Here is a 12862-nt window from a genome sequence, read left to right on the forward strand (position 1 = left end):
GGAAGTAAGTTCTCGGGCCGCGTGAGGAGTCAGGCCACGGGCCGGCCCCGCCGCAGCTGCCCGGCCTCCTTCTCGCCGTCGGGGCAGTGCGCCAGCGCCCACGCGGCGGCGGCCTCCACGTCGTATGCGGTGCGGCGAAAGGTGACGTTCCACAGCGGGCCGCGCCGCTCCAGCAGGGCCCAGCGCGCCGCCGGATCACCCTGCAACTGCCGCGACACCGGACCCACATTCACGAAGGTCACGCCGTCTGCGCACGCCACCTGTTCGCGGTGGGTGTGACCGACGACGACCACCCGCGCCCGCGGCCAGCTGCCCACCTGTTCCAGCAATTCGTCGGGGGACGCCGCGCCGCCGGACCGGTTCACGAACAGGGCGTCCCAGGCGCTGTGCAGGCTGCCATGCGCGAGCAGCAGCTCGCCGCCCGCGGCCTCGGCAGTGGTGGGCAACCGGCCCAGCACGCCGGGCACTTCCGGGGGCAGTTGGGCAACCACCCACTCCCGCCAGTGCTCGGCGCGGCCTGCGTGCCAGCCGGCCACCGTCTCGTCGGTGTTGCCGCGCACGGTGGGCGGGGCATGTTCCAGCTGCTCCGCCCACGCGCGGGCCGGGTCTGCCCCGCCCCACACCGTATCGCCCAGGTTGTACACGGCGTCCGGCGCGGCGGCGCGGATGTCGGCGAGCACCGCCTCCAGCGCGTAGACGTTGCCATGAACGTCGGAGAGCACGGCCAGACGCATGTCAGCTCACCGTGGGGACAGAAGGCTCAGACCGGGCCACGGCCCGGCGCGTTCTCGTCGATGGGGATGTTGGCGAGCAGCACCACCATGTCGCCGCGCTGCTCGATCTCAATGCTGCTGTGGCCGGTGGGAAAGTAGCGCCGCACCACTTCCAGCAGATCGTTGCGCAGGGCTTCCACCTTGCCGGGCGGAATCTGGGCGCGGTCGTAGGCGAGCACCAGTTCCAGGCGGTCTTTCAGGGTTTCCTTGGTCCGTCCGCGCTTGAGCCAGGAAAACATGTCAGGCCCCCCCGAACAGACGGCGCAGGGCGGCCAGGAACCCGCCCTCCTCCTCGAATTTGGGATACGGCACGGTCTCCCCCTTCAGGCGGCGGGCGGTCGACATGAAGGCCTCACCCGCCTTGGTCTTGCCCAGCACGGCGGGTTCACCCACGTTTGTGCTGACGATGATGCCCTCGTCCTCGGGAATGATTCCGATGGGTTTGACGCCCAGAATGTCGAGGATGTCGGCCTCGCTGAGCATGTTGCCGCTCGCGACCATCTTGGGGCGCAGGCGGTTGATGACCAGCCGGATCTCGGTGATCTGCTGGGCTTCGAGCAGACCGATGATGCGGTCGGCGTCGCGCACGCTGGACACCTCGGGGTTGACGACCACCAGCGCACCCGACGCGGGGGCGGCGGCGGTCCGGAAGCCCGACTCGATCCCGGCGGGCGAGTCGATCAGGATGCGGTCGAATTTTTCATCCTCGATCAGCCCCTGGACCACGCCCTTGAACACCTCGGGGTCCAAGGCGTCCTTGTCGCGGGTCTGGCTGGCGGGCAGCAGGTACAGGTTCTCCACGCGCTTGTCGCGGATCAGTGCCTGACTCATGCGGCACTTGCCCTCCAGCACGTCGATCAGGTCGAAGACCACCCGCGATTCCAGCCCCATGACCACATCGAGGTTGCGCAGACCCACGTCCACGTCAATCACCGCGACCTTCTCTCCCAGCCGGGCGAGCGCCGCCCCGATATTCGCGGTGGTCGTGGTTTTTCCCACGCCACCCTTGCCCGACGTGACCACAATTGCCTTGGCGTCCATTGCCGCGCAGTGTAGCGCGTGGACGCAAAGACCGGGAGGGCACCGTGTAAGACCGGTCCTATCCGGCCCCGGCAGCGGCCCTGTACACTGCTTGGCTGGAACCTCCCCGTTCATCCGGACGGGTGGCAGGAATCAGGTACGCGGGCAGGACAGCGGGCCAGGGAGTGAATGTGACGAATATACTGTCGCCCACACACGTGGGCACCCAAGAAGCGGCCGGGCAGAAAGTGGCTCAAAAAGTGGGGTTCATCAGCCTGGGCTGCCCCAAGGCGCTGGTGGACAGCGAACGAATCCTGACCCAGCTGCGCGTGGAGGGCTACGAGGTCGCCGACAGCTATGAGGGCGCAGACGCCGTGATCGTCAACACCTGCGGCTTCATCACGCCCGCCGTGGAGGAGTCGCTGAGCGCCATCGGTGAGGCGCTGGACGCCACCGGCCGCGTGATCGTGACCGGTTGCTTGGGCGAGCGCCCCGAGAAGATTCTGGAACGGCACCCCAAGGTCGCGGCCATCACCGGCAGCGAGGCGGTGGACGACGTGATGCGGCATGTGCGCGAACTGTTGCCGATCGAAACGGATGAGTTCACCGGCGTGCTGCCGGTGGCCGCCCCCGGCATGCGCCCCGAGCGCGAGGCCACCCGGCACGGCGACGTGTTCGCTCCCAGCGTCAAGCTCACGCCCCGGCACTACGCCTACGTCAAGATCGCCGAGGGCTGCAACCACACCTGCGCGTTCTGCATCATTCCCAAGCTGCGCGGCAAGCAGGTCTCGCGTGACGCGGGCGCGGTGCTGTACGAGTCCTTCCGCCTGATCGCCGGCGGCACCAAGGAACTGATGGTGATCTCGCAGGACACCAGCGCCTACGGGGTGGATGTGCGTTACCGCGAATCCGAGTTTCAGGGGGGGCAGGTCCGCGCCCACCTCACCGACCTGGCCGAGAAGCTGGGCGAGATGGGCGCGTGGGTGCGCATGCACTACGTCTACCCGTACCCGCACGTGGACCGGATTGTGGAACTGATGGCGCAGGGCAAGATCCTGCCGTACCTGGACGTACCGCTGCAGCACGCCTCGCCGCGCATCCTGCGGCTGATGCGGCGGCCCGGCGCGGGCAAACAACTGGATACCATCCGGCGCTGGCGCGGCATCTGCCCCGAACTCACCATCCGCAGCACCTTTATCGTGGGCTTTCCCGGCGAGACGGAAGAGGAGTTCCAGGAACTGCTGACCTTCCTGGAAGACGCCCGTCTGGACCGTGTGGGCGCCTTCGTATACTCGGATGTGGAGGAGGCCGACGCCAACACCCTGCCCGACCCCGTACCCGAGGATGTGAAGCAGGAGCGGCTGGCCCGCTTCATGGAGGTCGCCCAGCGCATCAGCACCGAGCGGCTGGCCGAGAAGGTGGGCCGCGTGATGGACGTGATCATCGACGAATTCAACGACGACGAGGACGACGCACCGGGCACCCGCCTGATCGGACGCACCAAGGGAGACGCGCCGGGCATTGACGGTCAGGTCTACCTGTTCGCGGGCGACTTCGCGGGTCAGATCAAGATCGGCGACATCGTGCGGGTCCGGATTGAGGACAGTGACGAATACGACCTGTTCGGTGAGGTCGTGGAGCGCCCCGAGTGGAAACCGAACGTGCCGCAGCTGGGGCACTTCGGGGGGCACCACTGAACCCGGCATGAACCCCAGAACGGTGGCGGCCGCCTCAACGAAGGGCGGCCACCACCGTTTTTCTACTTTGCCTGTGCTCAGGCCCCCGGCTGATACCGCCCCAGCAGGTACTCCACCACATCTTCTGCCCGGTAGCCACGCGGCCACGCGGCGATGTCGTTCAGGCTGTCCCCGCTGGTGATCAGCGAATCTTCCACATACCCACCCTTCTGAACCTGGGCGTAGCCCGCGTCGGTCATCAGGGCGTTGCACAGGCACTTGCGGCCCACGGTGTCCTCGACCTTGCCGCCCTTGGACACGTAGGCGTCCACCGGTTCGGCGGCGCAGCGCAGGCCGGTCTTGCCGTCCTCACCGGCATACGCCTCGCGCAGGTAGCCGATGTCGCACACGCGGGGGCGCTCGGCATACAGCTCCGGGCGGGCGAGCGTGCCGTCCACCTGCACCACCTTGAAGGGAAAGCCGGTGGGCGAGGCCAGCGGATCGGTATACACGTCCACACCGCCCTCCTTGGTCAGACCATGCACCCGCTGACGCAGGTCGTCGCGCAGGCCGCTGTCGGCGCAATACGCGAACAGCGTGCCGACCTGAATGCCCGCCGCGCCGCGTTCCAGCGCCTCGGCGAGGGCCTCCGGAGTCGCCCGGCTGCCCGCGAGCCAGAACGGCAGGCCCAGCTTCTTCATCTCATCGAGATCGGCAATGTCCCGCTCGCCGTACACCGGCTGGCCGATCTCGTCGAAGGTGGGCTGTCCGCGGGGGGGAGCGTTGTGGCCGCCGGCGGTGGGGCCCTCGATCACAAAACCCTCGACCGAGCCGCTGGCCTTCTTCATCAGCACGCCCGCCAGAATGTGCGAGGTCACAATCGGGTAGAACTTCGGACGCTTCAACTCGCGCCGCTCCAGCCCATACTCGGCCGGATCGAAGGTCAGGGTGACGGCGTCCCCGCCCTTGACGTCCAGCTTGATCGAGGCCGGGCCGCCCGCCGCGAAGGCGTCCAGCACCCCCGGAATCTCGCGGGGAATACCGGCCCCCATGATCACAACGTCGGCCCCGGCGAGCATGGAGCCGTACAGGGCGGGAACGGTGTGCAGTTGCAGCTTGGTGAGCAGGTTCACGCCCACCGGGTTATCGTGGCCCTCACGCGCGAGAAAGACCTCCACGAAGCTGCCCATCACGCCGAGTTCCCACGCGGCCCCGTGCTTGGTCACGGTGGGCAGCGGCACGCGGCGGTACGCCTGTCCTGGCTCACGGCCCGCAGGCAGGAAATACATGCGCAGCACCTTTTCCACGCGCTCCTGGTTGGGGTAGGCGGCCAGCGCGCGGCGCACGTGCCCTCCCGAATCGCCGTCCTGCAGGCGGCGCACCAGCACGTTGTCGATGCCGGTGCACGACACGATGCCCAGTTGCCCCACGCCCGAGACGGCCCGGGCCAAGCCCCAGTGCGAGATGCCCACGCCCATGCCGCCCTGAATGATCTGAGGCAGGGTGGAGGTGGAGCCGGTAGGTTCGAAAACAGCGGTGGTTTGCATCATGGTGTAGACCCTTTGAAACGCCCGAACGGGCGACGAAGCGGCTGGAGATCCCAGGGCGTGGGGGGCAGGCGCTGTTCTGGAAGGCTGCCCCCCATCTGCATGCCCTCCATCTGAATGCCTGCAGTATCCCCCCCTTCCCGAGGATGCCGCCCGGGTTGGAACGCGGTCAAAAGGAACTGGCCCACCCCACCGTCCCCCAGGGCTGGCCAGGAGCCAGATGAGGCGCGCGCACTGCTTTTTCACGCTTGCCACGTGTGGGCGTGCTACCCGTTGGAACAATGAATGTCCTTGATCTCGCCCGCGCTGCCGGGCCGCTGCTGTGGGTGTTGCTGGCCCTGTCGCTGTATGTCGTTTACCTCGCGGTGGTTCGCGCGCAGGTGCTGTCCCGGCTGGGGCAGGACGCCACCGCGCTGATCGAGCGGGCGCGGGCCGTGACCGCTGAGAGCGGGCCCGGCGCGGCCCTGGCCGAGGTGGACCGCGCGGGCCATCCCTCGCCCGCCGCCAACGTGCTGCGCGCTGGCCTGAGCCGCGCCGACCGCGGAGTGGACGCGGCCGGAGCCGCCATGCAGTCGGCGCTGCTCGCCGAGGATGCCCGGCTGTACGCGGGCCTCAGTGCGCTGGGCACCTCCGCACAGATCGCTCCGCTGCTCGGGTTGCTCGGCACGGTGATCGGGATGGTCCGCTCGTTCCTGGTCTTCAGCCAGAACGCCGCTCCCACGCCCGCGCAGCTCGCCACCGGCATCAGCGAGGCGCTGGTGAACACAGCGGGCGGCCTGATCGTGGCGATCATCGCGTACGTGGCCCGCAACGCGCTGCGCGCCCGCGCCGACCGCATCGCCGTGCAGGCCGAACGGGTGCGTGAGGACCTGCCCGGCTGGCTGCTGCGCCCGGAAGGCCACAGGCCACATCGGGCCGGGGGTCACGTGCCGGAAATGGCCTTCAACTTTGACGGAGCGGTGCCGGTCACCCCGCTGCCCTCCGGGAATGGCCGGTGAGACGGCGGCTGCGAGACGGTGGGGACGGCGTGACCTTCGATTTCGCGCCGATGGTGGATGTGGTGCTGCTGCTGCTGATCTTCTTCTTCCTGACGAGCAGCCTGGGAGCCCGCCAGAATGCCCTGCCGCTGGACCTGCCGCGCGCAAGCACCACCGTGCAGGAGACGCCCGAACTGCCCATCGTGAGCGTGGACCGGGCCGGCAAGCTGTTTCTGAACGGCCAGGAAACCACCCTGACCAAGCTGGGCGGGCAGCTCAAGCCCCTGCTCGGCACCTCGGCCGGCGTGGTGGGGCTGCGCGCCGACGAGCGGGGCAGCTACGGCACCGTCGTGCGCGTGATGGACGTGATCAAGCAGGCCGGGGGCGAGCGGCTGGCCCTGGGTACGAGGCCCACTCCATGAGGGTGGGCCCATGACCGTCCTGTCTCCCGGGTCTTCCCTGCCCGCTCCCGAAAAACGCGAACGCTTCCGCGCGGTGGCCGCGACCCTGGGGCTGCACGCGGCCCTGCTCTCCGGGCTGCTGCTGCTGCGCCCGCATCAGCCGGTGGTTCAGACCACGCCCGACCCGCTGCGGACTCCCCTGGAGGTCGTGACGCTGGCCCCACCCCCCACCGCGAGCTCCCCGGTGCCGGTGGCCAGGCCTCCAGTGGCCCCCACCCCGGTGAAACCCCCAGCACCCAAACCGCCAACGCCCAAACCGGCGGCCACCAAACCCGCCACGCCTCCCAAACCGCCCACTCCCCCGGCGGTCAAACCGGCCCCCACGCCTCCGCCTGCTCCGACCCCCAGCGTTCAACCGGCCCCGCCCACGCCAGCACCACAGCCCTCCGCACCCCCCGCACAGGTCCGGGCGCCCTCGCCTGCGCCGACGCCCCGGCCGGCCGAGACGCCCGCCGCCATTCCGCGGCCGGCCCCGACGCCGGCGGCTCCGGCGGCCGTACGGGCCCCCGCAGTACAGGCCCGGACGCCGGCGGCGGCGCCGGCCCCCAGTGCCCCCGCACGGGCGCAGGCCCAGCCCAACCCTGCCCAGCCTGTGCAGGCCACGCCCGCCGAGCGCACGCCCGCGACCCAGCCCACCGCCGAGGCACCCGCCCCGGCCCGCAGCCCGGCCACCACCCCCGAGGCCCCCTCGCCGCAGCCGGCCCCCGAGGCCGCGCCGCAGCGGGTCACGACGCCCGAGGTGGGCAGCGTGGAGCCGCAGGCCCGCACGGCGGCCCCCGAGACGCCCGCCGAGCCGGTCCAGGCAGCCCCCGCCGCGCCCGCGCCCCAGCCCGAGGCGGTGACTGCGCTGCCCCGCCGCGAGGACGCCGCGCCGCAGAGTGCTGCGGAGTCCAGCGCGCCGGCCCGCGGTCAGGCGACCGCCAGCGAGGCCCCGGCCCCCGCGCGGGCCACGGCGCGGGACCCGGCCGACCAGGCGGCCCCCAGCGCCGATCCGGTGGCCCGCATTCCCGCCCGCCCGCAGGCGAGCAGTGCGCCCCAGGCCGCCGCTCCCGCCGCGCCGGTCACTTCGCGCCCCACCCCGGTGCCGGTCACCCCACAGGCCCAGGCCGGACGGGCCGGCAGCGTGACCGATACGCCCACCACCCCTGTGCCCGCCCCGGTGGCCTCGGTCCCCAGCCGCACGTCGGCTCCGGCGGCAGCGGCCACTCCGACCCCCGCCCCCACGGCGACGCGGGGAGCAGGCGGGGACGCAAGCAGCCCGGCCCCCGCCGCGACGCCCCGGCCCGACGAAACGCCAGGGGCGCCCGCCGGCACCCAGGCGGGCACCGCCCCGGCCGTGGCCCGAGACGACACAGGGGCCACCACCTCACCCGGCGTCCCGGCCCAGGCCCCCTCACGCGGCACGGCGGGCAGTGGAGGCGTGACTTCCGGCGCACCCGCTGCCCCCCGTGAATCGGCCGGTGGATCAAGCACGGGAACCGGAGGCAGTCCGGACACGGGCGCCCCGGCCAGCGGACGTGGCGCGGGGACCGGTCAACCCGGCTCCGGGCAGGCGGGCAGTGCCCAGGGCGCTCAGGGCACGGCCCCCGCCGCGGCCCGGCCCGGCGTGGCGGGCGGCGCAGCGGGGGGCGGCGCCGGCAATGGCTCCTCGGGTGGCGAGGCCGCCGGTGGGGGCGGCGCGGGCAGTGCGGGGGGCATCAGCGCCCGCGCCGGCGGGGGGGGCGGCGGCAGCGGCGGCAGCGAGGACCGCCTGCTGAACTGCACGGTGGTCGTCGACGTGCGCGGGCTGGGCAACTTCCAGCGTGCCCAGTCGAGCTTTGTGTTCGATCAGGGCGGCACCCAGCTGTGGCCCGATGCCGTGCTGATTCAGGGCGTCAGCAGCCAGCTGGTGCAGGAAGGCAGCCTGCAGACCTATGTCACCAGCGAGTCGCAACTGGGCGAGTTCAAGAACGTCACGCGCGTCAAGGCCCAGGCCGTCAAGCCCACCAAATTTGCCCCCAGCAGCAACTACCTCACCGACGCCGTTCTGTCTCCCGCCGCCGCCGCGCAGTTCCGTTCGGCGGGCAAGGCGTGCCGGGTGGTGTATTTCAAGGACTAGTCCGTCGGGCCGCAGTGGTCTGGACCTGTGAATCGTCCGGACCCTGCGCGGGCGGCCCCCTTTCCTGCTGCCGGCGTTTCATTTGCTCCCGACGCCCCCAACGTGCCCGTCAGCTTCCCGTCAACCTCAACCCCTTCAATGGAGTGCAAGATGCGTAAACCCACCTTTCTGATCCTGACCATGCTGCTCTCGACGCCCGCGCTGGCCTGGGTACCCCAGCTGGACGAGTCCACCGCCAAATCCGTGATTGACGGTGCCTATGGCCGCCGCGCACCGGTCCCCACCTTCCAGACCGTGGACCTGAGTGTCAAGGACGGCCAGTTCGCCGCCGGCAAGGACGTGGTCAAGGCGTTTGAGGGGGGGTCCACCTGCGTTCAGAACTGGGTGGCCGCGCCCCAGGATTTCAGCGCGGGCAGCCGCCCCGTCTCGCTGACCCTCAGCGGTCAGGCCGATCAGCTGTTCTTCCAGGCCCAGGACGCCCGCGACTCGTTCAAGAATCTGAGTGCCAAGGAAGCGCTGGGCGAGGAATATGCGAGCAAACGGTTGCCTAACGGCGAACTGCGGATTGACGTGGGTGTGCGCGGCCTGCCCACCGAACAGGCCCGCAGCGCCTATCTGGTGCGTCTGAAGGGCAAGGATGGCCAGTTGCTCGCCCCCAGTCGCTCGACCTATGTCAACGACTGGAAGCCCATGGACATTGCCGGAAATCCAGGCCCTGTATCCGCAACGGCCCCGGCCAAGAGCACCACAGATGGAAACACCACGGCAACTGCGGCGCCTGCCAAGGGGCCTTTCCAGGGCACGCTGGTCTATTACTTCCAGCCACTCAAGGCCGGCCTGGGAGCCAGTGACAAGGCAGAGTTGCTGCTGCGCACCGAGGCCGATACCAGCTGCGCTTACAGCATCACGCTGGACCTGGGCAGCTTCCAGTAATTTCCCCATCCCCGCCGTCCGGACCGCACAGGTGTCCGGACGGCGGTTGCCTTGAGATCAAGACAAGACCTGCGAGGCCGGGACCCGCACATTCAAAGTACGGCGGCCTGCACCGCTTCGCCGGTCAGCCAGTCCAGGGCTGTGCGGGCCGTATGCAGCTCCGTCCACGAGTCGCGGCCCGGCGCGGCCACCGGCGTCAGGCGGGCCACGTCGGCCTCCACCTGACGCCGCAGCAGCTCGCCCCCGGCCCGCAGCAGGTGGGGGCCGTAGCGCAGCGCTGCGGCGGTGGGCAGCCCCACGTACGCTGGATCCGGTCCCCCGACCCGCTCCAGTCGCAATACCGCGTAGGTCCAGTACCCCGCCACCAGCCGCTCGGCCCGGACATGAAAACCCGCCTCGCGCGCCCACAGCCGCAGCAACAGCGCCGAATCGTTGGGCTGCAACACCAGCGCCGGGGGCAGGCGGTCTGCCGCCCGCTTCAGGATGCCCATGATGGTATGAGCGCCCATGCCACACACGCTGGCGCTGTCCACCTCGCCGGGCTGCAGGGGCGCAAAACCGTTGCCCTCACGCACCTCGATGTGGTTCTGTAACCGGGTCCGGGCGACGCTGCGCCGGGCCTGTTCCAGCGGACCGGGATTGAGTTCCACCACGACGCAGCGTGCCGCGTGGCCGTCCCGGATCAGACGCACCGGCAGGCGGGCGTGGTCGCTGCCGATGTCGGCGTGAACCCCGGCCCGGATCAGGTGCTTGACCGCTTCCAGGCGGGCGTCAAGAACGGGATTCGACATGACCCTCTCTCGGCTCGGTCCGCGCTGGGGGATGATGCAGGCGGTTGAGGACCAGGCTGTAGATTCCCACTGCCAGGATGACAGCGGCGACTGCCGCTCCGTACAGCAGGATGCTGGCGTCCCCAGTCCACTCCAGCGCCACCGCAAAGAAGTTGACCGCCAGCGCCGTGACCACCACGCCCAGCAACTTCTGCTTGAGGTCGTCGAAGGACCGCACATGCAGCCACTCCGGCACATTCTGAAGCCGGCCCACAAACAGCGCCTGCAACCCCAGACTGATGATCAGCAGGGCCACGCCCACGAGCAGGGTATCGGCCTGCTCCACGGCAGCCACAAGCAGGTGCTTGGTGGTCTCGGGGTCATCCAGATGCTCGAATGCGTCACGGATGGTGTGGTAGGCCTGCACGATGGCCGCGATGAACAGGGCCAGGCTGAAGGCCAGCGAACTGAACACGCCCAGTTCCACGATCAGGCGCGTGAACCCGAAGGCCCGCGCCACCGTGCGGGAAGCTGAGTTCCGCGCCATCAATCCCGCTCCGCCGGGTCAGGGGCCGGCAGGGCCGTCACCGTGTCGCCCACCCGGATGACCCCGCCCACGACCACCCGCGCGGTCAGGCCGCCGTGGCCGCGCACCGCGTTGTAGCCGCCGGGGCCCAGGGTCTCCTCCATACGCGAACACGGATGGCACTCGCCGGTGCCCTCCAGCACCACCGTACCGATGCGAAAGCGGGCGTCCTTGAGGGCAAGCAGCGACAGGCCGCTGACCACGATGTTGCGCCGCAGCTGTTCCGGCGTGACCTCGGCCTGCCCAGTCAGGGCGGCCATCACCGGAAAATGCTCGGCCTGGATCAGCGTGACCTGCCGCCGGCCGGGTCCGCCGGGAACCGGCTGGGCGGGCGCTCTGGTCGTTTCCTCCAGAACACCGGACAGGGCCGTCAGGCGCCCCGGGGCGGTCTTGCCGTGGTCGCCGATCAGCCCGACCAGCGGATGCGCCTCGACCTCAGCCACGGCAACCACCGCCGCGCGGCGGGCCGGTCGCAGGCCCAGCCACTGCACCCGTCCGGGGCGGGGAAAGGTCGCGCGCAGCTCATGAATCGTCTTCACGTCCGACATGCTAGCGGCCCCTCCCCTCCTTCCGGAGAGACGCGCTACACTCTGGGTCATGAGGCGTCTGACCCGACGTGCATATCGACCCCGCCGCTAACGGTGGGAGGTCAGCCACAGCCTGAAATCCAATCCCGAAGCGGCGCATCCGGCGAGACCAGCCTGTGCGCCGCTCTGTTCTATACGGAGTCCCTATGAACGAAATTCGCCGGAATGTCCCTGTCGACGAGCAGCTCGAGATCCTGAAACGCGGAGTGGTCGATCTGGTCAGCGAGGACGACCTGCGCCGCAAGCTCGGCACCGGAAAGCCGCTGCGCGTCAAGCTGGGCGCCGACCCCACCCGCCCGGACCTGCACCTGGGCCACGCGGTCATTCTGCGCAAGATGCGGCAGTTTCAGGACCTGGGGCATCAGGTGATCATGCTGATCGGGGATTTCACGGCCATGATCGGCGATCCCAGCGGCAAGTCCAAGACCCGCCCACCGCTGACGCTGCAAGAAACGCGTGCCAACGCCCAGAGTTACCTGGAACAGTGCCGCCTGATCCTGCGCTCCGAGCCGGAGGTCCTGGAAATCCGCTACAACGGTGAGTGGCTTGAGCCGATGGGCTACGCCGACGTGATTCGTCTGGCGAGCAAGTACACGGTGGCCCGCATCCTGGAGCGCGACGACTTCACCAAGCGCCTGAACGCGGGGACACCCATCAGCCTGCACGAGCTGCTGTACCCGGTCACCCAGGGGTACGACTCGGTGGCGCTGGAGGCGGACGTGGAGCTGGGCGGAACGGATCAGCTGTTCAACAATCTGGTGGGCCGGGCGCTGCAGCGCGACTATGGCCAGGAAGCGCAGGTGGTGATGACCCTGCCGCTGCTCGTGGGGCTGGACGGCAGCGAGAAGATGTCCAAGAGCCTGGACAACTACATCGGCCTGACCGATGAACCCCACGCCATGTTCGCCGGCCTGATGAAGGTCCCCGACGCGCTGCTGGACAACTACTTCACGCTGCTGACCGACCTGCCCCGTTCCCGGATCGAGGAACTGCTCGCCGGGCACCCGGTGGCCGCGCACCGTGAACTGGCCCGCGAGGTCGTCGCGTGGTTCCATTCCGATGCGGATCTGGACGCCGCCGAGGAACGCTTCCGCAGCGTGGCGAAGGGCGGCATCCCCGACAACATCCCGGTGGTGACCGTGCACGCCTCAGAGCTGGACGACAGCGTGGACACCAACCGCATCAGCATGGCCAAGCTGGTGGTGCTCGCCGGGCTGGAACCCAGCAACGGCGCGGCTCGCAAGCTGATCCAGAACCGCGGCCTCAAACTCAACGGCGAGACGTACCCCGACCCCCAGGGCCAGCTCACGCGCGCCGACCTCGCCCGGGAGGGGGGCACGGTTATCCAGAAGGGTAAGGACAAGTTCGCGCGGCTGATCCTGTCTTCCTGAGTCAGGGGTGTGGACCGGGTTTAAATAAAGGGGCTAAGAGGGC

The 12862-nt window shown here is 69.7% G+C and carries 13 protein-coding genes; 6 read left to right on the top strand and 7 right to left on the bottom strand.

The window, feature by feature from the left end:
- Positions 1-29 precede the first annotated feature (29 nt).
- From IEY21_RS09825 to minD, 3 genes are read right to left on the bottom strand one after another with little or no spacing between them, the layout of a single operon-like run.
- Positions 30-734, bottom strand: coding sequence for a metallophosphoesterase family protein (locus tag IEY21_RS09825; RefSeq protein ID WP_188903916.1), 705 nt, complete (start codon positions 732-734; stop codon positions 30-32).
- Positions 735-760: 26 nt separating this feature from the next.
- Positions 761-1012: a cell division topological specificity factor MinE gene (gene minE / locus IEY21_RS09830; RefSeq protein WP_188903918.1), complete on the bottom strand. Its 252-nt coding sequence runs from the start codon at positions 1010-1012 to the stop codon at positions 761-763.
- 1 nt (position 1013) lies between these two features.
- A complete protein-coding gene (minD, locus tag IEY21_RS09835; RefSeq protein ID WP_188903920.1) occupies positions 1014-1814 on the bottom strand; it encodes a septum site-determining protein MinD in 801 nt (266 codons plus the stop codon).
- Between the two features lie 197 nt (positions 1815-2011).
- Between minD and rimO the strand changes: the two genes are divergently transcribed.
- Positions 2012-3490, top strand: a complete 1479-nt coding sequence (rimO, locus tag IEY21_RS09840; protein WP_188903922.1) for a 30S ribosomal protein S12 methylthiotransferase RimO — start codon at positions 2012-2014, stop codon at positions 3488-3490.
- A gap of 77 nt (positions 3491-3567) precedes the next feature.
- Here the strand turns inward: rimO and IEY21_RS09845 are convergent, their stop codons facing one another.
- Positions 3568-5019, bottom strand: coding sequence for a nitronate monooxygenase (locus tag IEY21_RS09845; RefSeq protein WP_229753017.1), 1452 nt, complete (start codon positions 5017-5019; stop codon positions 3568-3570).
- 278 nt (positions 5020-5297) lie between these two features.
- Between IEY21_RS09845 and IEY21_RS09850 the strand changes: the two genes are divergently transcribed.
- From IEY21_RS09850 to IEY21_RS09865, 4 genes are all read left to right on the top strand, one after another.
- On the top strand, positions 5298-6014 hold the full coding sequence (locus tag IEY21_RS09850) for a MotA/TolQ/ExbB proton channel family protein (protein WP_188903924.1): 717 nt from the start codon (positions 5298-5300) through the stop codon (positions 6012-6014).
- The gene (locus IEY21_RS09855; RefSeq protein WP_188903926.1) at positions 6011-6415 is read left to right on the top strand and encodes an ExbD/TolR family protein; all 405 of its coding nucleotides are present in this window, start codon (positions 6011-6013) and stop codon (positions 6413-6415) included. Before IEY21_RS09850 ends, IEY21_RS09855 begins: the two co-directional genes overlap by 4 nt.
- A 10-nt stretch (positions 6416-6425) precedes the next feature.
- Positions 6426-8552, top strand: a complete 2127-nt coding sequence (locus IEY21_RS09860; protein ID WP_188903928.1) for a hypothetical protein — start codon at positions 6426-6428, stop codon at positions 8550-8552.
- Between the two features lie 150 nt (positions 8553-8702).
- On the top strand, positions 8703-9485 hold the full coding sequence (locus IEY21_RS09865) for a hypothetical protein (protein WP_188903930.1): 783 nt from the start codon (positions 8703-8705) through the stop codon (positions 9483-9485).
- Positions 9486-9577: 92 nt separating this feature from the next.
- Here IEY21_RS09865 and IEY21_RS09870 read toward each other — a convergent pair whose 3' ends face one another.
- The 3 genes from IEY21_RS09870 to IEY21_RS09880 are packed head-to-tail and all read right to left on the bottom strand — an operon-like array spanning position 9578 to position 11380.
- A complete protein-coding gene (locus tag IEY21_RS09870; RefSeq protein WP_188903932.1) occupies positions 9578-10276 on the bottom strand; it encodes a tRNA (adenine(22)-N(1))-methyltransferase TrmK in 699 nt (232 codons plus the stop codon).
- Positions 10257-10802 carry a YqhA family protein gene (locus IEY21_RS09875; RefSeq protein ID WP_188903934.1) on the bottom strand — a complete coding sequence of 182 codons (546 nt, stop codon included), beginning with the start codon at positions 10800-10802 and terminating at the stop codon, positions 10257-10259. Before IEY21_RS09875 ends, IEY21_RS09870 begins: the two co-directional genes overlap by 20 nt.
- Positions 10802-11380, bottom strand: a complete 579-nt coding sequence (locus IEY21_RS09880; protein WP_188903937.1) for an MOSC domain-containing protein — start codon at positions 11378-11380, stop codon at positions 10802-10804. Before IEY21_RS09880 ends, IEY21_RS09875 begins: the two co-directional genes overlap by 1 nt.
- 194 nt (positions 11381-11574) lie before the next feature.
- Here IEY21_RS09880 and tyrS point away from each other — a divergent pair, with 194 nt between their 5' ends.
- On the top strand, positions 11575-12819 hold the full coding sequence (gene tyrS / locus IEY21_RS09885; protein ID WP_188903939.1) for a tyrosine--tRNA ligase: 1245 nt from the start codon (positions 11575-11577) through the stop codon (positions 12817-12819).
- The last annotated feature ends 43 nt before the right edge of the window (positions 12820-12862 follow it).

Origin of the sequence: Deinococcus aerophilus (genome assembly GCF_014647075.1) — a bacterium.
In the GTDB taxonomy this organism is placed as follows: Bacteria; Deinococcota; Deinococci; order Deinococcales; family Deinococcaceae; genus Deinococcus; species Deinococcus aerophilus.

Excerpts from the sequence above, each read along its gene's own strand:
- IEY21_RS09825 (WP_188903916.1), bottom strand. The coding sequence starts at position 734 with ATGCGTCTGGCCGTGCTCTCCGACGTTCATGGCAACGTCTACGCGCTG.
- minE (WP_188903918.1), bottom strand. The coding sequence starts at position 1,012 with ATGTTTTCCTGGCTCAAGCGCGGACGGACCAAGGAAACCCTGAAAGAC.
- minD (WP_188903920.1), bottom strand. The coding sequence starts at position 1,814 with ATGGACGCCAAGGCAATTGTGGTCACGTCGGGCAAGGGTGGCGTGGGA.
- IEY21_RS09845 (WP_229753017.1), bottom strand. The coding sequence starts at position 5,019 with ATGATGCAAACCACCGCTGTTTTCGAACCTACCGGCTCCACCTCCACC.
- IEY21_RS09850 (WP_188903924.1), top strand. The coding sequence starts at position 5,298 with ATGAATGTCCTTGATCTCGCCCGCGCTGCCGGGCCGCTGCTGTGGGTG.
- IEY21_RS09860 (WP_188903928.1), top strand. The coding sequence starts at position 6,426 with ATGACCGTCCTGTCTCCCGGGTCTTCCCTGCCCGCTCCCGAAAAACGC.
- IEY21_RS09865 (WP_188903930.1), top strand. The coding sequence starts at position 8,703 with ATGCGTAAACCCACCTTTCTGATCCTGACCATGCTGCTCTCGACGCCC.
- IEY21_RS09870 (WP_188903932.1), bottom strand. The coding sequence starts at position 10,276 with ATGTCGAATCCCGTTCTTGACGCCCGCCTGGAAGCGGTCAAGCACCTG.
- IEY21_RS09875 (WP_188903934.1), bottom strand. The coding sequence starts at position 10,802 with ATGGCGCGGAACTCAGCTTCCCGCACGGTGGCGCGGGCCTTCGGGTTC.
- tyrS (WP_188903939.1), top strand. The coding sequence starts at position 11,575 with ATGAACGAAATTCGCCGGAATGTCCCTGTCGACGAGCAGCTCGAGATC.